This is a genomic window from Cobetia sp. PDI-12MA (assembly GCF_059507695.1).
On the sequence record NZ_CM183351.1, the window covers coordinates 979,793 to 1,002,688 of the forward strand.

General features: G+C 63.3%; 21 protein-coding genes. 17 read left to right on the forward strand and 4 right to left on the reverse strand.

From position 1 onward, the window contains the following. Positions 1–47: 47 nt before the first annotated feature. The 6 genes from mltB to lipA all read left to right on the forward strand — a co-directional run bounded on the left by mltB (position 48) and on the right by lipA (position 5,682). Positions 48–1,091 carry a lytic murein transglycosylase B gene (gene mltB / locus AC5WNI_RS04220; protein ID WP_495928783.1) on the forward strand — a complete coding sequence of 348 codons (1,044 nt, stop codon included), beginning with the start codon at positions 48–50 and terminating at the stop codon, positions 1,089–1,091. After that, positions 1,088–2,119, forward strand: coding sequence for a septal ring lytic transglycosylase RlpA family protein (locus AC5WNI_RS04225; protein ID WP_285460154.1), 1,032 nt, complete (start codon positions 1,088–1,090; stop codon positions 2,117–2,119). Before mltB ends, AC5WNI_RS04225 begins: the two co-directional genes overlap by 4 nt. Positions 2,120–2,221: 102 nt before the next feature. Continuing rightward, positions 2,222–3,424, forward strand: a complete 1,203-nt coding sequence (locus tag AC5WNI_RS04230) for a D-alanyl-D-alanine carboxypeptidase family protein (protein ID WP_254626941.1) — start codon at positions 2,222–2,224, stop codon at positions 3,422–3,424. Positions 3,425–3,619: 195 nt separating this feature from the next. Continuing rightward, the gene (locus AC5WNI_RS04235) at positions 3,620–3,907 is read left to right on the forward strand and encodes an HP0495 family protein (RefSeq protein ID WP_495928785.1); all 288 of its coding nucleotides are present in this window, start codon (positions 3,620–3,622) and stop codon (positions 3,905–3,907) included. A gap of 57 nt (positions 3,908–3,964) precedes the next feature. Next, complete coding sequence (gene lipB, locus AC5WNI_RS04240) at positions 3,965–4,690, forward strand: lipoyl(octanoyl) transferase LipB (protein WP_175088237.1); 726 nt, start codon at positions 3,965–3,967, stop codon at positions 4,688–4,690. After that, positions 4,690–5,682 (forward strand): lipoyl synthase, encoded by a 993-nt coding sequence (gene lipA / locus AC5WNI_RS04245; RefSeq protein WP_052384342.1) that lies wholly within the window; start codon positions 4,690–4,692, stop codon positions 5,680–5,682. The genes lipB and lipA overlap by 1 nt, the downstream gene beginning before the upstream one ends. Before the next feature lie 104 nt (positions 5,683–5,786). Here the strand turns inward: lipA and AC5WNI_RS04250 are convergent, their stop codons facing one another. Next, positions 5,787–6,776 (reverse strand): LysR family transcriptional regulator, encoded by a 990-nt coding sequence (locus tag AC5WNI_RS04250; protein ID WP_495928787.1) that lies wholly within the window; start codon positions 6,774–6,776, stop codon positions 5,787–5,789. Between the two features lie 193 nt (positions 6,777–6,969). On the opposite strand from AC5WNI_RS04250, the gene AC5WNI_RS04255 reads away from it, so the two are divergent. The 6 genes from AC5WNI_RS04255 to AC5WNI_RS04280 all read left to right on the forward strand — a co-directional run bounded on the left by AC5WNI_RS04255 (position 6,970) and on the right by AC5WNI_RS04280 (position 13,648). Beyond that, on the forward strand, positions 6,970–8,385 hold the full coding sequence (locus AC5WNI_RS04255; RefSeq protein WP_043331944.1) for an acetyl-CoA carboxylase biotin carboxylase subunit: 1,416 nt from the start codon (positions 6,970–6,972) through the stop codon (positions 8,383–8,385). 83 nt (positions 8,386–8,468) lie between these two features. Continuing rightward, positions 8,469–10,301 (forward strand): sodium-extruding oxaloacetate decarboxylase subunit alpha, encoded by a 1,833-nt coding sequence (gene oadA / locus AC5WNI_RS04260; RefSeq protein ID WP_175088236.1) that lies wholly within the window; start codon positions 8,469–8,471, stop codon positions 10,299–10,301. Between the two features lie 118 nt (positions 10,302–10,419). Then, complete coding sequence (gene gloA, locus AC5WNI_RS04265; RefSeq protein WP_175088235.1) at positions 10,420–10,971, forward strand: lactoylglutathione lyase; 552 nt, start codon at positions 10,420–10,422, stop codon at positions 10,969–10,971. 195 nt (positions 10,972–11,166) lie between these two features. After that, the gene (locus AC5WNI_RS04270; protein ID WP_175088234.1) at positions 11,167–11,919 is read left to right on the forward strand and encodes an SDR family oxidoreductase; all 753 of its coding nucleotides are present in this window, start codon (positions 11,167–11,169) and stop codon (positions 11,917–11,919) included. A 95-nt stretch (positions 11,920–12,014) separates the two neighbouring features. Next, positions 12,015–12,722 (forward strand): prephenate dehydratase domain-containing protein, encoded by a 708-nt coding sequence (locus AC5WNI_RS04275; protein ID WP_175088233.1) that lies wholly within the window; start codon positions 12,015–12,017, stop codon positions 12,720–12,722. A gap of 137 nt (positions 12,723–12,859) precedes the next feature. Next, entirely contained in the window at positions 12,860–13,648 is a 789-nt protein-coding gene (locus AC5WNI_RS04280) for an isochorismatase family protein (RefSeq protein ID WP_495928789.1), read from the forward strand. Between the two features lie 267 nt (positions 13,649–13,915). Here AC5WNI_RS04280 and AC5WNI_RS04285 read toward each other — a convergent pair whose 3' ends face one another. Both AC5WNI_RS04285 and pyk read right to left on the reverse strand, forming a co-directional pair. Continuing rightward, positions 13,916–14,389 (reverse strand): methylglyoxal synthase, encoded by a 474-nt coding sequence (locus AC5WNI_RS04285; RefSeq protein ID WP_175088231.1) that lies wholly within the window; start codon positions 14,387–14,389, stop codon positions 13,916–13,918. 79 nt (positions 14,390–14,468) lie between these two features. Then, positions 14,469–15,938 (reverse strand): pyruvate kinase, encoded by a 1,470-nt coding sequence (gene pyk / locus AC5WNI_RS04290; protein WP_285460158.1) that lies wholly within the window; start codon positions 15,936–15,938, stop codon positions 14,469–14,471. Positions 15,939–16,695: 757 nt separating this feature from the next. On the opposite strand from pyk, the gene topA reads away from it, so the two are divergent. From topA to AC5WNI_RS04305, 3 genes are all read left to right on the forward strand, one after another. After that, complete coding sequence (gene topA / locus AC5WNI_RS04295; protein ID WP_285460159.1) at positions 16,696–19,338, forward strand: type I DNA topoisomerase; 2,643 nt, start codon at positions 16,696–16,698, stop codon at positions 19,336–19,338. Beyond that, the gene (locus AC5WNI_RS04300; RefSeq protein ID WP_175088228.1) at positions 19,338–19,817 is read left to right on the forward strand and encodes a DUF6586 family protein; all 480 of its coding nucleotides are present in this window, start codon (positions 19,338–19,340) and stop codon (positions 19,815–19,817) included. The genes topA and AC5WNI_RS04300 overlap by 1 nt, the downstream gene beginning before the upstream one ends. 252 nt (positions 19,818–20,069) lie before the next feature. Next, positions 20,070–20,309, forward strand: a complete 240-nt coding sequence (locus tag AC5WNI_RS04305; protein ID WP_052384340.1) for a hypothetical protein — start codon at positions 20,070–20,072, stop codon at positions 20,307–20,309. A 173-nt stretch (positions 20,310–20,482) separates the two neighbouring features. Here the strand turns inward: AC5WNI_RS04305 and lexA are convergent, their stop codons facing one another. Next, positions 20,483–21,112, reverse strand: a complete 630-nt coding sequence (lexA, locus tag AC5WNI_RS04310; RefSeq protein ID WP_166019261.1) for a transcriptional repressor LexA — start codon at positions 21,110–21,112, stop codon at positions 20,483–20,485. Positions 21,113–21,652: 540 nt separating this feature from the next. Here lexA and AC5WNI_RS04315 point away from each other — a divergent pair. Together AC5WNI_RS04315 and AC5WNI_RS04320 are read left to right on the forward strand one after the other, a co-directional pair. Beyond that, positions 21,653–22,330 (forward strand): TetR/AcrR family transcriptional regulator, encoded by a 678-nt coding sequence (locus tag AC5WNI_RS04315; RefSeq protein WP_043331928.1) that lies wholly within the window; start codon positions 21,653–21,655, stop codon positions 22,328–22,330. Beyond that, positions 22,330–22,872 carry a L,D-transpeptidase gene (locus tag AC5WNI_RS04320; protein WP_175088226.1) on the forward strand — a complete coding sequence of 181 codons (543 nt, stop codon included), beginning with the start codon at positions 22,330–22,332 and terminating at the stop codon, positions 22,870–22,872. Before AC5WNI_RS04315 ends, AC5WNI_RS04320 begins: the two co-directional genes overlap by 1 nt. Positions 22,873–22,896: the final 24 nt, after the last annotated feature.

Consider the following 22,896-nt stretch of genomic DNA (forward strand, 5'->3'; position numbering starts at 1 on the left):
AAGGACATTCGCGAGCCCAAGCTCGCAGACAGGCAAGGAGAGAGTCGATGACGGTGATCAATGCGTGTGGGCAACGTCTCAAGCACTGGGGCGCAGCCCTGGTGATGGTGGCACCGCTGCTGGGAATGTCAGGCGTGGCCAAGGCGGCGCCTGATGGCTTCGCCCCGGCGACTCACCCGGAAACGGCCAGGCTGGTCGACGAGCTGGTGGCCAAGGGGCTGGATCGCGATCGTGTGACCGAGCTGATGAATCAGGCCGATTACAGCCAGAAAGTTCTGGATGCCATGTCGCGTCCGGCGGAAGGTCATCTGCGCTGGGACCAGTACCGCGCCATCTTCATGAAGCAATCGCGCATCGAAGCCGGTGTGAAGTTCATCGCCGAGCATCGTGAGACCTTCGATCGTGCCCAGGCCGAGTATGGTGTGCCGCCGGAAGTCATCGCCGCCATCATCGGTGTCGAGACCTTCTTCGGCAAGCACACCGGGACTCACCGCGTGATCGATTCACTGTCCACGCTGGCCTTCGATCACCCGCGTCGCGGCAAGTTCTTCCGTGGCGAGCTGGCAGCCTTCCTGCAGCTGACGATAGAGCAGGGCATCGACCCGCTCTCCATCAAGGGCTCCTACGCCGGTGCGATGGGCTATCCGCAGTTCATCCCGACCAGCTATCAGGCCTATGCGGTCGATTTCGATGGCGATGGCGTGCGTGATCTGTGGCATAACCCGGTCGATGCCATCGGCAGCGTCGGCAACTACTTCGCGCGTCATGGCTGGAAGGCCGGTGCGCCGGTGGTCAGCGCCGCGGACGGCCCCGGGACGCCACCGTCCTCCGTCACCTTCAACAAGACGAAAAAGCCGTACATGAGCGTTTCCGCGCTCGAGGCGGCCGGCGTCCAGGTGGCAGACGACGTGGCCGGCAATACCCAGGTGATCCCGTTGGCGCTGGACCTGAAACAGGGCTACCGCTACGCCGTCGGCTACGACAACTTCTACGTCATCACGCGCTACAACCACAGTCACATGTACGCGATGGCCGTGGATGAGCTCTCCCGTGCGATCAAGCGTCGTCTCGAGGACGGAGGTGCGGGATGAGCTGGTCACGCGCGCTACCGCTGACCCTCGCGCTTGCCCTGCTGGCTGGCTGTGCCAGCAGTGGGGGCGGCACCCAGGTCAGTGATGGTGCCTCGGCGAGCACCGGCAAGAAGGCGGGCAAGAACAGCCGCTACGAGTTGGACAGCGATGCCTATCCCGATGATGCGCCGGATGTCTCGGCGGTGCCCGATGAGGTACCACGTGTCGAACCCTATACCCGCAGCGGCAATCGCAGCGAGTATGAGGTATGGGGCAAGACCTATCGCGTGATGGATGACCCGCGCGGTTACGTGGCCGAGGGCACTGCTTCCTGGTATGGCAAGAAGTTTCATGGCTACGCCACCGCCAGTGGCGAGATCTATGACATGTACACCATGACGGCGGCTCACAAGTCGCTGCCATTGCCGACCTATGCGCGTGTCACCAATCTGGACAACGGCAAGCAGGTCATCGTCAAGGTCAACGACCGTGGCCCCTTCCATGAAGATCGTCTGATCGATCTGTCCTACAGCGCGGCGTGGCGCCTGGACATGCTGGGTCATGGCACTGGGCACGTGCGTGTCGAGACCCTCGATGCCACGACCTGGAAGCCGGGCCCGAGCCCGACCCAGGGCACGGCAGAGTCCGAGCGTCTGCTGGCGCGCAGCCAGGCGGTACGCCGCGAACAGGGCATTGCCGGACTTGACGCGATGGAGGCAACCGGCGGTTCCGTGGCCTCGAGCGCTTCCGGCGCGAGCGTTGCCGCCAAGCCCGTGGTAGCCTCTGCTGCGCCGAGCAGCACGCCCTCAGTGGCGAGCGGGGAAGCCACCTTCCTGCAGGTCGCGGCGGTCAGTGATCTGAGCAAGGCCGACAGCATTCGTGCCAGTGTCAGCTCCCGTCTGGGGCGACCGACTCGCGTGCTGGGTAGCGGCGACCTCTACAAGGTTCAGGTCGGTCCGCTGGAAGACAGTGTCCGTATTGAATCGCTCAAGTCGGCGCTGGCCGATGCTGGCTATGCCGGGGCCTTCAGCGTCACGGCAGAGCGATAAGGGCCGCAGGCCCGTTTTCATCCATCATGCGCTTCGTGAAGAGGCGCAACATGGCCGAGGCGCAAGCCTCGGCTTATGCATGAGTGTCAAAGAGATTCCAACATGTCCCTGAAAGCCCGACTTCTTCCTCTTCGGCGTCGATTCTCCGCGCTGATGGCGGCCAGCGGCATTGCGCTGTTCGCAGGCGTTGCCGCCACCCCGGCCCATGCCATCGAGACGGATACCCTGATTCCGGCGGCGCCGCAGCTGGCGGCGTCTTCCTGGATCCTGATGGACGCCAATTCCGGGCGCATCCTGGTCGAGCACAACGCCGACAAGCGCCTGCCGCCGGCCAGCCTGACCAAGATGATGACGGCCTACCTGGTCGAGAGCGAGATGGACGACGGCAAGCTGAGCCCGGACGAGAAGGTCCGCATCAGCGTCAATGCCTGGAAGACGGGCGGCTCGCGCATGTTCATCCGCGAAGGCACCAGCGTTACCGTCGATGACCTGCTTCACGGTGTCATCATCCAGTCCGGCAACGACGCCAGCGTCGCGCTGGCCGAGCGCATCGGCGGCAGCGAAGGTTCCTTCGCCGACCTGATGAACCAGCACGCCAAGCGTCTGGGCATGAAGAACACCCACTACATGAACGCCACTGGCCTTCCGCACGCGGAGCATTACTCCACGGCCCACGACCTGGCGATTCTGGCGCGCCGCATCATCAAGGACTACCCGGATCACTACGAGATCTACTCCCAGAAGTACTTCACCTGGAATGGTATCAAGCAGCCGAACCGCAACAAGCTGCTGTGGCGTGACAAGGATGTCGATGGCCTGAAGACCGGCCACACCGAAGAAGCCGGCTACTGCCTGGTGGCATCCGCCAGGAAGGAAGATACTCGCCTGATCAGTGTCGTGATGGGCACCAAGTCCGAAGAGGCGCGTGCGCAGGAATCCCAGAAGCTTCTGACCTATGGCTTCCGCTACTTCGAGAGCAAGAAGCTCTATGACAAGGGCGCGGTGCTCAATCAGGCGCGTGTCTGGGGTGGCGAGAAGGACCAGGTGCGTCTGGGCATGGCTCAGGACGTCTTCCTGACCGTACCGAGTGGCCAGGCTGACAAGCTGACCGCGCGTCTTGATCTCAAGGACACCATCAAGGCTCCGGTCCAGGCCGGCGAGCAGTACGGTACCCTGCAGATCAAGCTGGACGACAAGGTGCTGGCCGAAGAACCGCTGGTCGCACTGGAACCGGTGGAGCAGGGCGGCCTGTTCAAGCGTCTGTGGGATGCCCTGATGCTGTTCTTCCACGGCCTGTTCAACTGAGTCAGTTCTTGGCTGTGTGACGTGACGCAGCCGAAGGCATGATTCAGTGATGGCAGTGGGACGCGCGTGCTGGCGGTGCCAGGCGCGCGCCCCTGAATATCGCGGTCGTGTACTCAACAAAGGGCGATCCGGCTGACGGATCGCCCTTTGTTGAGTAGAATGGTCGGAAATAGAGTTACCTGAAGGGCTATCCCCATGGCCAAGACGCCAACAGCTGGTGGGCAGACGCCCCCGATGATTGAATTCCCGTGTGATTTCTCCCTCAAGATCGTCGGCACCGCCGCAGAAGATCTCGTCGAGGTGGTCTGCAATATCCTGGAAGTGCATGCGCCGGGCTTCGATGCGACAGCCATCACCTGGCAGGACAGCAAGAACGGCAACTACCGCAGCATCCGAGTGGTGATCCGTGCCACCGGTACCGATCAGCTGGATGCGCTGCACCGTGACCTCAAGGCCACCGGTCGCATCCACATGGTGCTGTGATCCAGGCATGAAACGCTGGATTTCCTTGTCTTGCGCCTTGATGACAGGAGCGCATGCATGAACACGATTCACGTCTACCACCTCGGCCTCAAGGCCTATGATGAGGTGTGGTCGGCCATGCGCCACTTCACCGATACGCGTGCGGCCGATGCGCCGGACGAGCTGTGGGTGGTGGAGCACCCGCCGGTCTTTACCCAGGGCCAGGCGGGCAAGCCGGAGCATCTGTTGATGCCGGGCGACATTCCGGTGGTGCAGACCGACCGTGGCGGCCAGGTGACCTATCATGGGCCCGGCCAGCTGGTGCTCTACCCGCTGCTCAACGTCAAGCGAGGCGGCATCGGCGTTCGCCAGCTGGTGACGGCGCTGGAAGAAACGGTAGTGGCAGCGATGGCCGAGCATGGCATCGAGGCCTATCCGCGTCCGGACGCGCCAGGCGTCTATGTGAAGAAGGCGGCGCAGCGTGGTGATGACCCGCGTCGTTCGATGGAAGAGGCCAAGATCGCCTCGCTGGGACTGCGCATCCGGCGTGGTTGCAGCTTCCACGGCGTGGCGATCAATCTGGACATGGACCTCGCGCCCTTCGGGCGCATCAATCCCTGCGGCTATGCCGGCATGGCGATGACCCAGCTGCGCGATCTCGTTCGCGCACCGGTGGATCTCGCCAGCGAGCGTGACCGCCTGGTGCGTTGTCTGGGCGCAAGCCTGGGCGATGTGACCCTGACTCCGGTGAGCGGCCTGCCCGCGGCACTGGCTGACATTTCTCGAACAGCAGGACAGAACTGATGACCGAGACCATCGCTACCACGAAGCCCGCTCCCTCCGCTGCTCCTGCCCGTAAGGAGCGTGGCGTGAAGCTGCGCGGCGCCGAGAAGGTTGCCCGCATTCCGGTCAAGGTGATTCCCACCGAGACCTTGCCCAAGAAGCCGGACTGGCTGCGTGTGCGCATGCCGGCCTCGCCGGAAGTCACCCGCATCAAGCAGACGCTGCGCAAGCACGGTCTGCATACGGTCTGTGAGGAAGCCTCCTGCCCGAACCTGGGTGAGTGCTTCAGCGGCGGTACCGCCACCTTCATGATCATGGGGGATATCTGCACCCGTCGTTGCCCGTTCTGTGATGTGGCGCACGGTCGTCCCAACGCATTGAACGCCGACGAGCCGCGCGAGCTGGCCGAAGCCATCGCCGAGATGCGCCTGAATTACGTCGTCGTGACCTCCGTCGACCGTGATGACCTGCGCGATGGTGGCTCCAACCACATCGCCGAGTGTATCCGCGAGATCCGCGAGAAGTGCGACGGCACCGAGATCGAAGTGCTGGTGCCTGACTTCCGTGGTCGCATGCAGGTCGCGCTGGATGTGCTCGAGCAGACGCCGCCGGACGTCTTCAACCACAACCTGGAAACCGTGCCGAGCCTTTACCGTCGCGTGCGTCCGGGCGCCGACTACCAGTGGTCACTTGATCTGCTCAAGGGCTACAAGGAGCGTCGTCCGGAAGTGAAGACCAAGTCCGGTCTGATGCTGGGGGTCGGCGAGACTGACGAGCAGGTGCTCGAAGTCATGCAGGACCTGCGCAACCACGGTGTCGACATGCTGACCCTGGGTCAGTACATGCAGCCGTCGCGCAACCACCTACCCATCGACCGCTGGGTGCACCCGGACACCTTCGATTGGCTCGGCCAGAAGGCGCGCGAGATGGGCTTCTCGCATGTCGCCTCCGGCCCGCTGGTGCGCTCTTCCTACCACGCCGACAAGCAGGCGCACGGTGTGGAAGTGAAGTAAGTCGCACTGCTGACATGCCGTCAGTTGTCTGAACGAAAAAACCGCCATGGAGCTTGTCTCCATGGCGGTTTTTTCATGTGGCCTGCGCCATCAGGACGCTATGTTCATTGCTCGGTTGCCAGCGGCAGGCAGGCCACGCTGTGCCCGGGGATGGGCTCCATCGGCGCGCTGAAGTGAGCATTGAGCTCCGGCAGCAGCTCGCGCACGAAGCGCAGGAACAGCTCGGTGACCGGCGTGGGGTAGCGGTCCTTGGGATAGACGGTGCACCAGCTGCGCCTGAGCGGGAAGCCCGGCAGCGAGGGGGAGGCCAGCAGGCCTGAGGCCAGCTCGAGCTGAACCGACAGTCGCGGCAGGATCGCCACGCCCAGGTGCGCCATCACGCCTTGCTTGATGGCCTCATTGGAGCCCAACTCCAGCGTATGACGCAGCGAGACACGCTCGCGTGCGGCGAACTCCTCGAAGGCGGTGCGCGTGCCCGAACCGGGTTCACGCATCAGCATGTAGTACTGCGCGAGGTCTTCCAGGGTGATGCCCTTGACATCCAGCAGCGGATGACCGGGCCAGACGACGGGGATCAGCTCGTTGTCGAGAATCGGCATGAAGGCCAGATTGGCGTCATCCGGCACCATGCCCATGATCACGAGATCATCGCGCCGCTCGGCGAGGCGCTCGAGCGCTTGACCGCGATTGCAGACGCGCAGGCGCACCGACACTTCCGGATACCGCGCCCGAAAGCGCGCCAGAATATGCGGCACCACGTACTGTGCGGTGGACACGGCCGCCAGGTTGAGCTCGCCGCGGATGGTGCCGGCGATCTCCGACAGCTCCATCTGCAGGCTCGAGACCTCGCCGAAGATCGACTGCACCGAGTTTGCCAGGGCGTCAGCCGCCGGCAGGATATGCAGCGTCTTGCCGGCATATTTGAACAGCGATTGCTCGAGTGCCTGCTCCAATTGACGAATCTGGGCACTGACGGCGGGTTGCGTCAGGCCAAGTTGCTCGGCCGCACGGGAGTAGGACTGCTGGCGATGAACCGCTTGGAACACCTGTAACTGTCTGAAAGTTAAGCGATTCAACAAGTTTGGACGCGACATGACACACCCAGTCATAAGGTTTTACTTATAGATTGGCAAAAAAATATCAACTTTTCTATTGGTCTCTCGCTGGGTAGCGTGGAACGCATGCTACCTCGTGTCTGTCAGCGCCGTTGTCGCGTCTGGCGGTCAATGACAAGCGCACGACCAGAGCACCACAACAAGATCACGCGTCACGTCCGGGAGAGTCACCATGTTTCGCAAGTTGCTGATTGCCAACCGAGGGGAAATCGCAGTGCGCATTGTACGCGCCTGTGCCGAGATGGACATCCGCTCAGTCGCTGTCTACACCGAACCTGACCGTTTCTCCTTGCACGTCAAACGCGCCGATGAAGCGCATTTCATCGGCGAAGACCCGCTGGCCGGCTATCTGGATGCCCGCCGCCTGGTCGATCTCGCGCGCGAGACCGGCTGTGACGCCATCCATCCGGGCTATGGATTCCTGTCGGAGAACGCCGAATTCGCGGCCATCTGTGAAGCGGCGGGAATCGCCTTCGTAGGGCCGGCCAGCAGTGTCATCGCTCGCATGGGCGACAAGACACAGGCCCGCGATGCCATGAAGGCGGCCGGCGTGCCGGTGACACCGGGCTCGGCCGGCAATCTGGCCGATGTCGAGGAGGCGCTGAGTGTCGCCGAGCAGGTCGGCTACCCCGTCATGCTCAAGGCTACCTCAGGCGGTGGGGGACGCGGTATCCGGCGTTGTGATGATGCTCATCAGCTCGAGCAGGCCTGGGGGCGCGTGATCTCGGAAGCCACCAAGGCCTTCGGCAGTGCCGATGTGTTCCTCGAGCGCTGCGTGGTCGACCCGCTGCATATCGAGGTGCAGATCCTCGCTGACAATCACGACAACGTGATTCATCTGTTCGAGCGTGACTGCTCCATCCAGCGTCGCAACCAGAAGCTGATCGAGATCGCCCCCAGTCCGCAGCTGACACCGGAGCAGCGCTCCTACGTCGGCGAGATGGCAGTACGTGCCGCCCGCGCCGTCGGCTATCGCAACGCCGGTACCGTGGAGTTTCTGGTCAAGGGCAACGAGATCTACTTCATGGAGATGAACACTCGCGTGCAGGTGGAGCACACCATCAGCGAGGCCATCACCGGCGTGGACATCGTGCGCGAGCAGATCCGCATCGCCTGGGGCCACAAGCTGGCCTTCCGTCAGGAAGACATTCGCCATCACGGCTATGCGATCCAGTTCCGCATCAATGCCGAGGACCCCAAGAACGACTTCCTGCCAAGTTTCGGGCGCATCACTCGCTACTACGCGCCGGGCGGGCCTGGCGTGCGTACCGATACCGCGATCTATACCGGCTACACCATCCCGCCGTATTTCGATTCCATGTGTCTGAAGCTCATCGTGTGGGGGCTGACCTGGGAAGAGGTCATCAATCGTGGCTCACGTGCCCTCAATGACATGCGTCTGCAGGGCGTCAAGACCACGGCGCCTTACTATCAGGAAATCCTCAAGCACCCTGATTTCCGCAACGCACACTTCGATACCGGCTTCGTGGCCGCCCACCCGGAATTGACCCAGTACTCGGTCAAGCGCCTGCCGGAACAGACGGCGCTGGCGATCGCGGCGGCCATCGCGGCCCACGCCGGACTCTGATGCACACCTGATGCTCCTGATGCCGTGAATCTTCCCTGATCTTCACCCGGTTCACGTAGCCAACAATTAGAAGGACCCCAGACATGACAGCTGCAACTCCCAACACCAGCGCCATCGATCACTTTGATCGCGTCAAGGTCACCGAAGTCGTGCTGCGCGACGGCCACCAGTCGTTGATCGCGACCCGCATGCGCACCGAGGACATGCTGCCGATCGCCGCGCGTCTCGATCAGGCCGGCTTCTACAGTCTCGAAGTGTGGGGCGGCGCGACCTTCGATGCCTGTGTGCGTTTTTTGAAGGAAGACCCCTGGGCGCGTCTGAAGGCGCTCAAGGAAGCCATGCCCAATACCCCGCTGCAGATGCTGCTGCGCGGCCAGAACCTGCTCGGCTATCGTCACTACGCCGATGATGTGGTGGAGGCCTTCGTCGAGCGCGCTGCGGCAGGTGGCATCGATATCTTCCGAGTCTTCGATGCCTTGAATGACCTGCGCAACATGGAAACCGCCATGCGCGCGGTCAAGAAAGCCGGCAAGCACGCCCAGGGCACCATCTGCTACACCGTGAGCCCGGTGCATACGCTGGAAATGTATGTCGAGCAGGCGCGCAAGCTGGTCGCGATGGGGGCCGACTCCATCGCCATCAAGGACATGGCCGGCCTGCTGACGCCGTACGCCACCTATGATCTGGTCAGCGCGCTGGTCGAGGCGGTCGAGGTGCCGATCCACCTGCACAGCCACGCCACGGCGGGCCTGGCGCCGCAGTGCCAGATCAAGGCTGTCGAGGCGGGCTGTCGTCACATCGACACCTGCATCTCGGCCTTCGCCGGCGGCACCAGCCATCCGGCCACCGAATCCTTCGTGGCCTCGCTGCGCGGCACCCAATGGGATACCGGCCTTGAGCTGGAGTCGCTGCGTGAGATCGGTGATTACTTCCACGAGGTGCGCAGCAAGTACTCAGCCTTCGAGAGCGAATTCACCCGCGAGGATGTCTCGGTCCAGATCAGTCAGATCCCCGGCGGCATGATGTCCAACCTGGCCAGCCAGCTGAAGGAGCAGAACGCCCTGGAGCGCATCCGCGAGGTCTTCGATGAGATCCCGCGTGTGCGTGCCGATCTCGGCTATCCGCCGCTGGTTACCCCGACCTCGCAGATCGTCGGCACCCAGGCGGTACTCAACGTGCTGACCGGCGAGCGCTACAAGAGCATCACCAACGAGGTGAAGCGTTATCTGCAGGGCGGCTATGGTCAGGCGCCGGCACCGGTCAACGAAGAGGTCCGCTCGCGTGCCATCGGTAATGCGCCGGTGGAAGTCGGGCGCCCGGCCGACCTGCTCTCCCCGGAGATGACGCGTCTCACCGAGGAGCTGGGCGAGCTGGCCGAGTCCCCCGAGGACGTGCTGACCTTCGCCATGTTCCCGGAGCTGGGACGTGACTTCCTCAACGAGCGCCGCGCCGGCACGCTCACACCGGAAATCATCCCCCAGGGCGAGGCGGAGCGCCCGGTGACCTCTGGCGTGCCGACCGAATTCGTCATCGACGTGCACGGCGAGTCCTACGCGGTGCAGATCACCGGCGTCGGCGGCGCCAAAGGCAGCAAGCGTCACGTCTATCTGACCCTGGACGGCATGCCGGAAGAGGTGGTGTTCGAGGCCAAGGACGATTACGTGGCGGGCGGCCAGAGCGGCGGACGTGCCAGCGCCTCGGCGCCGGGCCATGTCACCACCGCGATGCCGGGAAACATCGTCGAGGTGCTGGTCGCGGTCGGTGACAGCGTCACCGCGGGCCAGTCGGTGCTGATCAGTGAGGCGATGAAGATGGAGACCGAGATCGCCGCGCGTGTCGACGGTACCGTCAAGGCCATTCATGTCGCGCGTGGCGATCGTGTCACGCCGGGGGAAGTGCTGATCGAGATCGCGTGATGCCAGCGGCGGCGAGGTTGCAATATCTGGCCGCCGTCACCATCTGACAGCTATACGATCACCAAGGGCGGCCGGGCACCTTCGAGGCTCTGCCGTCCTTTCCTTTGCAAGGACCAACATGACAACACATTTCGAGCAGGTCCCCGGCCTGAGTGAGCAGATCGACCCGGCCACCCGTGGCTACGTCTTCAACCAGACCATGTTGCGCATCAAGGACCCCGAGCGCAGCCTGGATTTCTACACCCGCGTGCTGGGCATGCGTCTGGTGCGCAAGCTCGACTTCCCGGAAATGCAGTTCAGCCTCTATTTCCTCGCCTATCTGGATGACGACCAGGCCAGTGAAGTGCCCAGTGATGATCTGAAGCGCACCACCTACACCTTCGGGCGTGAGGCGATGCTGGAGCTGACCCATAACTGGGGCACCGAGAATGACCCGGACTTTGCCTACCATGACGGCAACGCCCAGCCGCAGGGCTTCGGCCATATCGGGGTCAGCGTGCCGGATGTCTACGCGGCTGCCGAGCGTTTCGAGTCGCTGGGCGTCGAGTTCGTCAAGCGCCCCGACGATGGCAAGATGAAGGGTCTGGCCTTCGTGAAGGACCCCGATGGCTACTGGATCGAGATCCTGCGCGCCGATACCTTCGAGCGTCAGGCCAACGGCGAAGCCTGAGGCAGGCGGCCGCTGTAAACAACCGCCACCACCGGCATGCCCGGGGTGGCGGTTTTTCGTTCATCCGACACCCCGCGTTGCAGGGGTATCGGCGGCACTCGCTTGCTGCAATGATAGTGTCTGACTGACACTCGCAAGGCGCTCATTATTGATGGCCCTTGAGGTCGATCGCCCATGATGAAAGAGGAGATAGCCATGTCGGAGAATGCACAGCGGTTGAGCGGCAAGGTGGCGGTAGTCAGTGGGGCTTCACGCGGGATCGGCGCCGGGATCGCGCAGCGCCTGGCGGCGGACGGCGCTCACGTCATCGTCAACTATCGCAGCGACAGTGATGGTGCCTTGCAGGTCGTGACGGATATCGAGTCGCGGGGCGGCAAGGCGGTCGCCGTTCAGGCCGATGTCGGTGTCAGCAACGACGCGGCACAATTGTTCACCGAAGCCCAGCGCGTGTACGGCGGGGTGGACATCCTGGTCAACAATGCCGGCATGAGCATCTACAAGCCCATCGCCGATTTCACGGATGACGACTTCGCCAACCTGATGCAGGCCAATCTGACCGGTTCCTTCAATCTGATGCGTGAGGCGGCGCGGCATCTGCGTGATGGCGGGCGCGTGATCAACATGTCCACTTCGGTGACGCGGCAGATGTTCGCGACCTATGGCCCCTATGCGGCTTCCAAGGCCGCAGTGGACCAGCTGACGCGGGTGCTGGCGAAGGAAGTCGGCGAGCGAGGCATCACGGTCAATGCCGTGGCGCCGGGCCCGACGGACACCGGCCTGTTTCGTCATGGCAAGAGTGAAGAGACCATCGAGCGCCTCAAGGGCATGGCGGCGCTGGGGCGCATTGCGGACCCGCAGGATGTCGCAGCCGTGGTGGCCTGGCTTGCCAGTGAAGATGCCGGCTGGGTGAGTGGCCAGGTCATCGGTGCCAATGGCGGCTTTGCCTGAGGTCGCTGAGGTGGGTTTTGCCTAACACCGCCCATGTTTGCGGCTATGCTGTTGTCAGGATGAGGTTTGTTCAGACATTGGCATGAGGGGCTGGTATGAAGGTGACAGCTAGCGAAGTCCACGGCGATATCTCGCCGCAGGGCGTGATCCCGGCTCCCGATGGTTTGCGCGTGGGCTATCCCGGGCACCTTGGGGGGTACTCGCGCGAGTGCGCGCTCAAGCTCTATGCCAACGACGCCCAGCTCAAGGCTTACGCAGGCATCGACGAAGTCATCAGGGCGCTGGCGGAAGGCGAGATCGATACCGCCGTGGTGCCCTGGTCGCGTGGGCATCAGCGTCCGGTGCGCACCACGCATCAGGCGCTGGCATTCTGGACGGGCATCTGCGTCGAGCGGCGCGTCTTCCGTGCCATCAGTCTCAGTCTGCTGGGGCCGCCCGGGGCTTCACCGTCAGCAGTGAGGCGTATCGTGGCGCGTGAGGCCCTGTTTGAAGAGTGCGATGCCTGGCTGCAGCAGAACCTGCCGGAGGTCGAGCGGGTGGAGTGTCTGCACATGGCGGATGCACTGGACATGGCAGAAGGTCGCAGCGATACGCTGGCCATCGCGCCGCCATCACTGGCGCGCCGCCCGGGGCTTGTGTGCCTCGCGCAGCGCATCGAGGATGATCCCGGGCGAGTCGCGCAATTCGCGGTACTGAGGCGTGATCACGCACGGGTGCGCGGCCAGTGCTTTTCCTGTGAGACCACGGTGGATGAAGGGCAGGGCAACGCCATGCTGTCCGGGGCCAGCGAGCCTACCGGGTGAGGGTCGCCGCTCGGCCCTGAGTTCCGTTATGCTGAAGGCCATTCGTCATCAGAGGCCTTTGCATGGTGTCTTCCGACCAGCGCTCATCCGCTCCCTCCGTATCCTCAGCATCCTCTATATCAGAGACGCAGGGCGCCGTGGCTTCATCCAATGTCGCGGCGTCCTGCGTGGTGCAACGCATTCCTGCCACTCCCGCCGAGTGGATCACCCCCGGTGAACTTGATGCCCGCCTGCCGGTGCGGCCGGCCGTGGTGCTGGTCTCGCTGTCGACGGCCGGGCTGATCATCGTCGATGAGATCAATGGCTTCTGTCAGGTCGCAGGAGGCGCTCTGGCGCCTCAGGCGACCAATGCTCAGGTCAGCAGGATGATCGCACTCAGTGATACGCTGGCGCGGACCTTCAGTGAGCGCAGACGCCCCATACTGGCCTTCATCGATTCCCACGCGCCGGGCAAGCCGGAGCCGCCTTATCCCGCCCATTGTGAGCAGGGCAGCGGCGAGGATGAGCTGGTGGCGGAACTTGCCTGGCTGGAGGAGGAGCCGCAGGCCACGCTGGTGCGCAAGGACTGCATCAATGGCTATGTCGGCGCGATTGATCCCCATACCCAGGTCAATGCGCTGCAGGATTGGGTGAGCGACGAAGGGCTGGAAACCCTGGTCGTGGTAGGCATCTGCACCGATATCTGCGTGATGGACCTGGTATTGACGTTGCTGTCGGCGCGCAATCACGGCCTGCTGGGCAAGGTGCGTGACATCATGGTGCTGGAGCCCGGCTGTGCCACCTACGACCTACCGGCCCAAGTGGTTGAACAGCTCGGGCTTCCCGATACGGCGACGCATCCCCAGGCAGACAGTCATCACATCGGGCTTTACTGCATGGCGTCGCGCGGTGCGGTCATCGCCAGTCAGCTTGAGCTGACCTCTTGAGCAGATGTCGTGGGCTGCTGTCATGGGTTGAGCCGCATCTCTCGAAAAGTGTCGCCGCACAGAGGAATAGACGAATAGAAGGGTAGGCGAATAGAGAGATATTGAAGAGAGAGGAGGGCGACGCCAGGAAGGCGAAATTTCGCCACATGTCGCGCAGGCAATACCGCCCGTCTGCGCAAAAGGTAGTTTGATTACAACATCTGGCCATGAAAACGCCGCCTCTCTTGCGAGCAGGCGGCGTTTTCATGGGGCGACAGCCAGCGTCATTCAGGCGCGGGTGCTGACCCAGTCATTGGCGTCCGGCACGGCCACTTCGACTTCCTCGGAGATCAACTTCGAGTGGAAGAGGAAGTCCGCGCTGGCCGCATTGCTGGCGACCGGCACGTTCCACAATGCCGCCAGGCGCAGCAGCGCCTTGACGTCAGGATCGTGCGGCATCGGCGCGAAGGGGTCCCACAGGAAGACCAGCAGGTCCAGATTGCCTTCGGCGATACGCGCGCCGATCTGCTGATCACCGCCCAGCGGGCCGCTCAGCAGGCCCTCGACCTCGAGGCCCAGCTCCTTGCTGATGCGGCGGGCAGTCGTGCCCGTGCCCAGCAGCTGGTGACGGGACAGCTCATCGCGCCAGCGATTGGCCCACGCCAGTATTTCATCCTTCTTGCCATCGTGCGCCACCAGCGCAATGCGCTTGCGTGCTGGCAGGGTGCGCCGTGCCTGGCGCTTGGGTCGTTGTTCGCTCATTCCCTGGCCTCCTGAGGATGGGGCAATGTCGCTGGCCTCCCGCCCCGAAAGGCCTGGGGCGGGAGGCCAGCGAGGCCGATCAGTCGATGGTGCTGCCGACAGTGACGATCTTCATGGTGTTGGTGCCGCCATGTGCGTTCATCTGGTCGCCACGGGTCAGGATCACCAGGTCACCGCGAGTCGCGATGCCGCGAGCTTCCAGTTCCGCGATGGCGCGGCGGTTGATTTCCGCCGCCGGCAATTCGCTGGAATCGAAGGGCAGTGACACCACGCCACGGTAGAGCGCCATGCGACGCTGGGTCTTCTGATCCTGTGCCAGGCCGACGATTGGCAGGCCGGAGCGGATGCGCGAGGCGATCAGCGGGGTATAGCCGGATTCCGTCATGCACACGATGGCCACGACACCGGTCAGGTGGTTGGCGGCATACATCGCGGACAGCGCGATGGTCTCGTCGGTCTTGCTGAAGCCTTCGTGGATGCGGTGCTGGGATTCCTGCGCGGCACGCTCACGTTCGGCACCCAGGCAGACGCGATCCATGGTCTCGATGGTCTCGACCGGGAAGTCGCCAGCGGCGGTCTCGGCCGACAGCATCACGGCGTCGGTGCCGTCGAGCACGGCATTGGCGACGTCGAAGACTTCTGCGCGGGTCGGCAGCGGCGCGCTGATCATGGATTCCATCATCTGGGTGGCCGTGATGACCACGCGGTTGAGGCTGCGCGCGCGGCGGATCATGCGCTTCTGCACACCGATCAGCTGAGCATCGCCAATCTCGACGCCCAGATCGCCACGCGCCACCATCACGCCTTCACTGGCGAGGATGATGCCATCCAGCACGGCGTCGTCGGCGACGGCTTCGGCGCGCTCGACCTTGGCGATCAGGCCGATGTCACGGCCTTCCTCGCCCAGCAGTTCACGTGCCAGCTGCATGTCGGCGCCGCTGCGCGGGAAGGACACGGCCAGATAGTCGACACCGATATCGATGGCGGTCTTCAGATCAGCCTTGTCCTTGTCGGTCAGGGCTTCGGCAGACAGGCCACCGCCTTGCTTGTTGATGCCCTTGTTGTTGGACAGCTTGCCGCCGACCTTGACGGTGGTGTGGATCTCGTTGCCCTTGAGCTCATTGACCTCGAGCACCACACGGCCATCGTCGAGCAGTAGCACGTCGCCCGTGGCAACGTCATCGGCCAGTTCCTGGTAGTCACAGCCGACGCGCTCGGCGGTGCCTTCATCTCGGCCCAGGCCGATATCGAGGATGAACGACTGGCCTTCGCTCAGCTTGACGGCGGTATCCTTGAAGCGCGCGATGCGGATTTTCGGACCCTGCAGGTCGCCCAGCACGGCGACGCTGCGGCCCTGGGCGGCGGCGGCCTGGCGTACGGCCTCGGCGCGCATGCGGTGATCTTCGGGGCTACCGTGGGAGAAGTTGAGGCGTACCACATCGACTCCGGCACGAATCATCGCGTCGAGCACACCCGGCTTGTCACTGGCAGGGCCGAGAGTGGCGACAATCTTGGTGCGGCGGATCGGGCCGTTGAACGCGTGCGGCATGAAAGCATACTCCTTGAACACTGGCGTGATGGACTGGCTGAAAACGCAAACCAGGTTGTTGTCATTTTACTACATTGAAGGCTGAAAGGGAGCCTGTCGAGTATCGTCGGCTGTCGTTGTCCATTCTCGTGATCACGATCGGGACTGCAAGGGGGGCGTGAAGTCTGCCGAGAGATTGTTGCGAATACGTTGCCGTGGGTACGCGGACACGGGCTGGGGCCTAAGGGTCTGTCGCGCTACGTCATGCGGGGCGGCCCGCCATTTCGACGCCTGACAGCCAGGCGACGCAGGCTCTGCGGCAGCGTCGTGGTGACCGCCCCGTCACGCCAATGTCCGCTGGCTGGCTTTCACTGACAGCCATTCCAGTGCTACCTATATAGTGGCAATACCCTGCTGAGCGAAATTTCCGCTCATCGGCCCAACGCAGGCCCCTGTACCGGACCCGTTGACCGCGGTCATGTGCTGGTGACCTATGCTCAAACCCGGCTCGGAGGCCGGATTGCCCGCGACCACATGCCTGACGGCTGTCGATGTCATTCGGCGCAAGCCGCATGCTGACGTGGCGGGTGGCAGGGCATGTCTCGAGGCTGTCGCAGAGGCACCCTGTCGAGCCGTCCCGTCGAGGCGTCAGTCTCAACATTGCTGGTCAGCGCTGAAATGCTGGGGTAGGGTAGGCGCATTTTTCGGCTGGGACAAAACCCAGCGCGACGAGTCATTCGCCGGCGCAATCAGCGCCGGCCAGGAGATGCGAGCAACCATGGGCAAGTCACTGGTGATCGTCGAGTCGCCTGCCAAGGCCAAGACCATCAACAAGTATCTCGGCAACGACTTCGTGGTGAAGTCGAGTGTCGGGCACATCCGCGACCTGCCGACCAGCGGTAGCGGCAAGCAGGCCACCGACCCCAAGGAACGTGCCCGTCAGGCGGCGGAGACTCGCAAGATGTCGCCCGAGGCCAAGGCGGCTCACAAGGCACAGAAGGCCAAGACCCAGTTGATCCGCCGCATGGGGGTCGACCCGGAGAATGGCTGGGAGGCGCATTATGAGATCCTGCCCGGCAAGGAGAAGGTCGTTTCCGAGCTGACGCGTCTGGCCGAGAAGGCCGACACCATCTATCTCGCGACGGATCTTGACCGCGAAGGTGAGGCGATTGCCTGGCACCTGCGCGAGACCATCGGTGGCGACGATTCGCGTTACAAGCGCGTGGTGTTCAACGAGATCACCAAGAAGGCGATCACGGCAGCCTTCGATGAGCCGGGTGAGCTGAAGATGGACCGCGTGCATGCCCAGCAGGCGCGCCGCTATCTGGATCGCGTCGTGGGCTTCATGGTCTCGCCGCTGCTGTGGGCCAAGGTCGCCCGTGGTCTGTCCGCCGGTCGTGTGCAGTCGGTCGCCGTGCGTCTGATCGTCGAGCGCGAGCGCGAGATCCGCGCCTTCATCCCCGAAGAGTTCTGGGATGTCCACGCTGAGCTGGCCGCCGCCAGTGGTGAGGCGATCCGTTTCGAGCTGGCACGTCAGGATGGCAAGGCCTTCCGTCCGACCAGCGAGAAGGAGACGATGGATCGCATCGCGGCGCTGCGCACCGCCAGACTCGCGATCACCAATCGTGAAGACAAGCCGACGCGCTCCAAGCCGAACGCGCCATTCATCACCTCCACCCTGCAGCAGGCGGCCAGTGGTCGTCTCGGCTTCTCGGTCAAGAAGACCATGATGATGGCCCAGCGTCTCTACGAGGCGGGTTACATCACCTACATGCGTACTGACTCGACCAATCTGTCGGCGGACGCGGTGGCCACGGCGCGCGACTTCATCAGCGAAGAATACGGCAGCAACTACCTTCCTGAAGCGGCCAACGTCTACTCCAGCAAGGAAGGCGCCCAGGAAGCGCACGAAGCGATTCGTCCTTCCGAAGTGTCGCGCCGTGCGACGGATCTCGTCGGCATGGAGCGTGACGCCGAGCGTCTGTATGAGCTGATCTGGCGCCAGTTCGTGGCCTGTCAGATGCTGCCGGCCGAATACCTGTCGTCCACGCTGACCATCGAAGTGGATGGCTATGAGCTGCGCGCCAAGGGCCGTGTGCTCAAGTTCGACGGCTACACGCGTGTCATGAAGCCGATGGGCAAGAAGGAAGAGGACCAGTCGCTGCCGGATCTTGCCATCGGCGAGAAGCTGGACCTGGTCGAGCTGCAGCCGCTGCAACACTTCACCAAGCCCACGGCGCGTTACACCGAGGCCAGCCTAGTCAAGGAGCTGGAAAAGCGTGGTATCGGTCGTCCGTCCACCTATGCCGCCATCATCTCCACCATCCAGGACCGTGGCTACGTGGCGCTGGAAAACCGCCGCTTCTATGCCGAGAAACTGGGCGACATCGTCACCGATCGCCTCAGCGAGTCCTTCAAGGATTTGATGGACTTCGGCTTCACGGCGCGCATGGAAGACTACCTCGATGAGGTGGCCAACGGCGGGCGCAACTGGCGCGAGCTGCTGGACACCTTCTACGCCGAGTTCAAGGCCGAGCTGGACCACGCCCAGTCCGAAGAGGGCATGCGTCCGAACCAGCCGGTGCCGACGGACATCGCCTGCCCGACCTGCGGGCGTGAGATGCAGATCCGTACCGCCTCGACCGGGGTGTTCCTGGGCTGTTCCGGCTACAACCTGCCGCCCAAGGAGCGCTGCAAGACCACCATCGATCTGCTGCCGGGCGATGAGGCCGTGGCGGCCGATGCCGGTGAAGATGCCGAGACGGATGCGCTGCGCGCCAAGCGTCGCTGCCCGATCTGTGCCACCGCGATGGACAGCTACCTGATCGATGAGCAGCGCAAGCTGCACGTCTGCGGCAATAGCCCGGACTGTGTCGGTCACGAGGTCGAGGAAGGTCAGTTCCGCATCAAGGGCTACGATGGCCCGGTGATCGAGTGCGACAAGTGCGGTTCCGACATGCAGCTCAAGACCGGGCGTTTCGGCAAGTACTTCGGCTGCACCAACGAGAATTGCAAGAATACCCGCAAGCTGCTCAAGTCCGGTGAAGTGGCGCCGCCGAAGATGGACCCGATTCCGATGCCGGAACTTGCCTGCGTCAAGGTCGAGGACCACTACGTGCTGCGCGACGGCGCCAGTGGCCTGTTCCTGGCGGCCAGCCAGTTCCCCAAGAATCGCGAGACGCGCCCGCCGCTGGTCAAGGAGCTCAAGGCGCACGCCGACGAGTTGCCGGAGAAGTATCACTTCATTCTCGAGGCCCCGGATCAGGACCCGGATGGACGTCCTGCACAGATTCGCTTCTCGCGCAAGGTCAAGGCTCAGTACGTCATGACCGATGAAGATGGCAAGGCGACCGGCTGGAAGGCGACCTACGACAACGGCCGCTGGGTCGTCGAGGACAAGCGCAAGGGAGCCAAGAGCTGATGAGCCAGCGTGCCCGTACCAATCAGCTGCTGTATCAGGCCGAGTTGCTGCTGGCCCAGTCAGCGGTCTCTGGCGACGATGAGCATGCCGTGGCGCGTCGCATGGCCGGTGAAGAGGGCGCGCTCGCCCTGCTGGAGCTGGCGCTGGCCTCATTGCTGGAAGAGTGTGCCGTGACGGCGCGCTGGCCGCAGGGGAGCTGGCGCGAGCGCCTGGCCACACCACCGACGCCCATTGCCGAGGTCGAGCAGCTGCGCAGCCTGCTGGAACGTCCTGACAGCTGGTTGTCTGAGCTGATCGCGGATGTGACCCGTCTGCATGAAGAGGGTGGCGTCGCTCGCCGCGAGGAATCGCGTTCGCGGGGTGATGGTCTGATCATCGCGGCAGCCTCGAGCGACTCGCTGGCCGAGCGTCTCAGCGCCGCCATCACGGCATTCAAGGCGCTGCTGCCGCAGCTGCGCGAGTCGAGCGTCGAGTGGTAGGTCAAGGCGCTGATATGGCGCTGCACGCTGGTGATGACTGGCGCATGGCGATCGGGTGACGTTTCGCCTTCACGGGTGCTAGACTGATCGCATTGTGGCAAGCCCTGCACTCTCCGGTACGACCATGGCTCTGGCTGTGGTCGTACTTTTTTCTGCGTCGCTGATGGCAACGCGGTGCCGGGCTTGCCAGCCGTCGCGCTGACGATTACAACGACGCCGGTATCTCACGAGGTGCCGTGCAGGAGGAATGACGTGTCCGATCCCGCCGTACTTGAAATTGTGCAAATGGAAGATGGTGAAGTGATTCTGCGCGCCGCGGAAAGCGAAGGTGAGCCGCTGCTCAGCATTCGCATTTCAGACGAGGCCGCTGATCTGCTGCGTGACAATCGTTTCGAGGTCGCGCGTGAGATGATCGACCACGCCATCACCCGGACTCGCCTCTGGGATGGCGAAGAAGACGAGGATGAGCAGTCAGAAGGCATCGTGCACTGATGCATCGCTCGCGCTTCGCGCACAAAAAACCCGCCTCGAGGCGGGTTTTTTGTGCAATGCGTACGGCTTTCCTGTTGCCCAGGGCTCTGCGAGAAAAGCTCTGCGAGAAAAGCCCTGATGGAAAAGTGCTGCTGGGCAACGCTAGGTTGCTCAAAGTGCAGCTGGTCAAGACCTCAGTGCAGGCCACCATCGCGGATGACACCTACCCCGAGGCCCTCGATCTCCAGGCTGTCCGTGCGCAGGTCGACCTTGATCGGTGAGAAGTCCTCGTTTTCGGCTTCCAGCCACACATAGTGCCCGTCACGGCGGAAGCGCTTGACGGTGACTTCATCTCCCAGGCGTGCCACCACGATCTGCCCGTCACGCACGCTGGTGGTGCGATGCACGGCCAGCAGGTCGCCTTCCAGAATTCCCACATCCTTCATCGACACGCCGCGCACACGCAGCAGGTAGTCGGCAGCCGGCGAGAAGTAGTCGCTCGGCAGCGGGCAGTGACGGTCGATATGCTCGCTGGCAAGAATCGGGCTGCCGGCGGCCACTTCCCCGATCACCGGCAGACCATCGTTGGCGCTGTCGTCGACGTCAGCCAGCGACGGCACGCGAATGCCGCGTGAGGTGCCCGGCACCATCTCGATGGCGCCCTTGCGCTTGAGGGCACGCAGATGCTCCTCGGCGGCATTCGGCGAGCGGAAGCCCAGCGCCTGGGCGATTTCGGCCCGCGTCGGCGGGTAGCCAGAGGACTTGATGGTCTTGATGATGAAGTCGAAGACATCCTGCTGGCGCGGAGTAAGCGGCTGGGTCATGGCATTGCCTTTGGCCTGGGCGGCATCTTGAGCTGACGGCACGGGGTGTGCATCCATACAACTGTCATTGTATCCAGTCATGGCAGTCATGCAAGGCATCGTGGCTTGTGTGGAGGCCTCAAAGGGCAGGTAGTCGTCGAGATATCGCTGTCTGCCGACTTGGCTTGTCGATATCCAAGGCAAGCTGTCGAGAGGGCAATCCGGTGTGGCCCTGCGGGGTGGTCTGTCACCGAGCACGGCGAGTCCTTGAATCGGAACGGTCTGCATTGAAGGAATATCAGGCTCGACTAAACCTTTGGCGTTTGAAACGCGAGAGAATTGTCAGTCGTGACATGGCGCGCTAGAATCAAAGTGTTTCAAACGAATGTTCGCCGATGGCAGGGCTCGGATGTGTCGTACTCACGTGTGTCGTGAACAAACGAGCCGATATGGTACGTGGCCTTCCGGTGTACCTGCACCACCTCATGAGAGAGTCGCCGCGCGGCGCTTGCGTCGTGACCTACGACTCCAGTCCTCTTCTACCTGACAAGGGTTCCGCCCATGGCCCAGACCGATACCGTTACCCGCATCCTCGATACTGCCGAGGTGCTGTTCGCCGAGCGTGGTTTCGCCGAGACCTCACTGCGCAACATCACCAGCAAGGCCAAGGTCAATCTGGCGGCGGTGAACTACCACTTCGGGTCCAAGAAATCGCTGATCCAGGCGGTCTTCGCGCGCTATCTCGATCCGTTCAGCGAGCGTTTCCACGCGGCGCTCGACAGTGTCGAGCAGCAATACGCCGGGCGTCAGGTGCCGCTTGAGGTCCTGCTGGAGGTGATGGCGCGTACCGTGCTGGAGGTGCCGGCCGAGCGCAACAGCCTGCGCACCTTCATGCGCCTGCTCGGGCTTGCCTACACTCAGGGTCAGGGCCATATGCGGCGCTATATCCGCGAGCATTACGGCACGGTCTTCAGCCGCTTCGCCGAGCTTCTGAAGCTTGCGACCCCTGATCTGCCGGACAACGAGCGCTTCTGGCGCCTGCACTTCATGCTCGGTAGCGTGATCTTCACCTTCTCGGGCCTGGATGCACTGCGGGATATCGAGGAGGCCGAGTATGGCCATCACACCACGGTGCGTGAGCTGATCCAGCACATGCGTCCGGTGGTGGTCGCGGCGATGGCAGCGCCGTTGCCGGCCTCGCTCGGGGATGGTGAGGCGGTCACCCAGGCGGCCAGCTGATGGCCTGCTGGGTAGCGGTGGATCTCTCGCGCCAGAGCCTTGAGATACGTAATGACGCGCCGAGTGGCAGTCGTGATGCGCCGCCCTGCGCGGCTGCCCCTGACGCGCTGGTGCACGCCTGCGCGATCTCCAGCGGCCTCAACGGTATCGGCGAGCTCGATGGCAGCGGTTGCACGCCAACCGGCTGGCATGTGATTCGTGCCGCCATCGGGGCGGGCAATCCGCGTGGCGCCGTCTATCGCGGACGGCGCTTCACGGGCGAGGTATTCACCCCCGAGCTTGCCGAGGAGCATCCAGAGCGTGACTGGATCCTGACGCGCATTCTATGGCTCAGTGGCCGCGAGCCGGGCATCAATCGCGGTCGCAATGCCCGCGGTGAGCGGGTCGATAGCCTGCGCCGCTACATCTATTTTCATGGCACGCCCAGCACGGAGCCCATGGGGATAGCGGCGTCCCACGGCTGCATTCGCTTGCGCGATGATGACCTGCTGCGACTCTTTGCCGAGGCTGTGCCAGGCACTCCGGTGCTGCTGCATCCCTGAAGGCGTTGGTGTACGAGTCTGATA

Excerpts from the sequence above, each read along its gene's own strand:
- AC5WNI_RS04255 (WP_043331944.1), top strand. The coding sequence starts at position 6,970 with ATGTTTCGCAAGTTGCTGATTGCCAACCGAGGGGAAATCGCAGTGCGC.
- lipB (WP_175088237.1), top strand. The coding sequence starts at position 3,965 with ATGAACACGATTCACGTCTACCACCTCGGCCTCAAGGCCTATGATGAG.
- topA (WP_285460159.1), top strand. The coding sequence starts at position 16,696 with ATGGGCAAGTCACTGGTGATCGTCGAGTCGCCTGCCAAGGCCAAGACC.
- AC5WNI_RS04225 (WP_285460154.1), top strand. The coding sequence starts at position 1,088 with ATGAGCTGGTCACGCGCGCTACCGCTGACCCTCGCGCTTGCCCTGCTG.
- AC5WNI_RS04275 (WP_175088233.1), top strand. The coding sequence starts at position 12,015 with ATGAAGGTGACAGCTAGCGAAGTCCACGGCGATATCTCGCCGCAGGGC.
- pyk (WP_285460158.1), bottom strand. The coding sequence starts at position 15,938 with ATGCCGCACGCGTTCAACGGCCCGATCCGCCGCACCAAGATTGTCGCC.
- AC5WNI_RS04235 (WP_495928785.1), top strand. The coding sequence starts at position 3,620 with ATGGCCAAGACGCCAACAGCTGGTGGGCAGACGCCCCCGATGATTGAA.
- gloA (WP_175088235.1), top strand. The coding sequence starts at position 10,420 with ATGACAACACATTTCGAGCAGGTCCCCGGCCTGAGTGAGCAGATCGAC.
- AC5WNI_RS04300 (WP_175088228.1), top strand. The coding sequence starts at position 19,338 with ATGAGCCAGCGTGCCCGTACCAATCAGCTGCTGTATCAGGCCGAGTTG.
- AC5WNI_RS04250 (WP_495928787.1), bottom strand. The coding sequence starts at position 6,776 with ATGTCGCGTCCAAACTTGTTGAATCGCTTAACTTTCAGACAGTTACAG.
- AC5WNI_RS04270 (WP_175088234.1), top strand. The coding sequence starts at position 11,167 with ATGTCGGAGAATGCACAGCGGTTGAGCGGCAAGGTGGCGGTAGTCAGT.
- AC5WNI_RS04320 (WP_175088226.1), top strand. The coding sequence starts at position 22,330 with ATGGCCTGCTGGGTAGCGGTGGATCTCTCGCGCCAGAGCCTTGAGATA.
- AC5WNI_RS04315 (WP_043331928.1), top strand. The coding sequence starts at position 21,653 with ATGGCCCAGACCGATACCGTTACCCGCATCCTCGATACTGCCGAGGTG.
- lipA (WP_052384342.1), top strand. The coding sequence starts at position 4,690 with ATGACCGAGACCATCGCTACCACGAAGCCCGCTCCCTCCGCTGCTCCT.
- lexA (WP_166019261.1), bottom strand. The coding sequence starts at position 21,112 with ATGACCCAGCCGCTTACTCCGCGCCAGCAGGATGTCTTCGACTTCATC.
- AC5WNI_RS04230 (WP_254626941.1), top strand. The coding sequence starts at position 2,222 with ATGTCCCTGAAAGCCCGACTTCTTCCTCTTCGGCGTCGATTCTCCGCG.
- oadA (WP_175088236.1), top strand. The coding sequence starts at position 8,469 with ATGACAGCTGCAACTCCCAACACCAGCGCCATCGATCACTTTGATCGC.
- mltB (WP_495928783.1), top strand. The coding sequence starts at position 48 with ATGACGGTGATCAATGCGTGTGGGCAACGTCTCAAGCACTGGGGCGCA.
- AC5WNI_RS04285 (WP_175088231.1), bottom strand. The coding sequence starts at position 14,389 with ATGAGCGAACAACGACCCAAGCGCCAGGCACGGCGCACCCTGCCAGCA.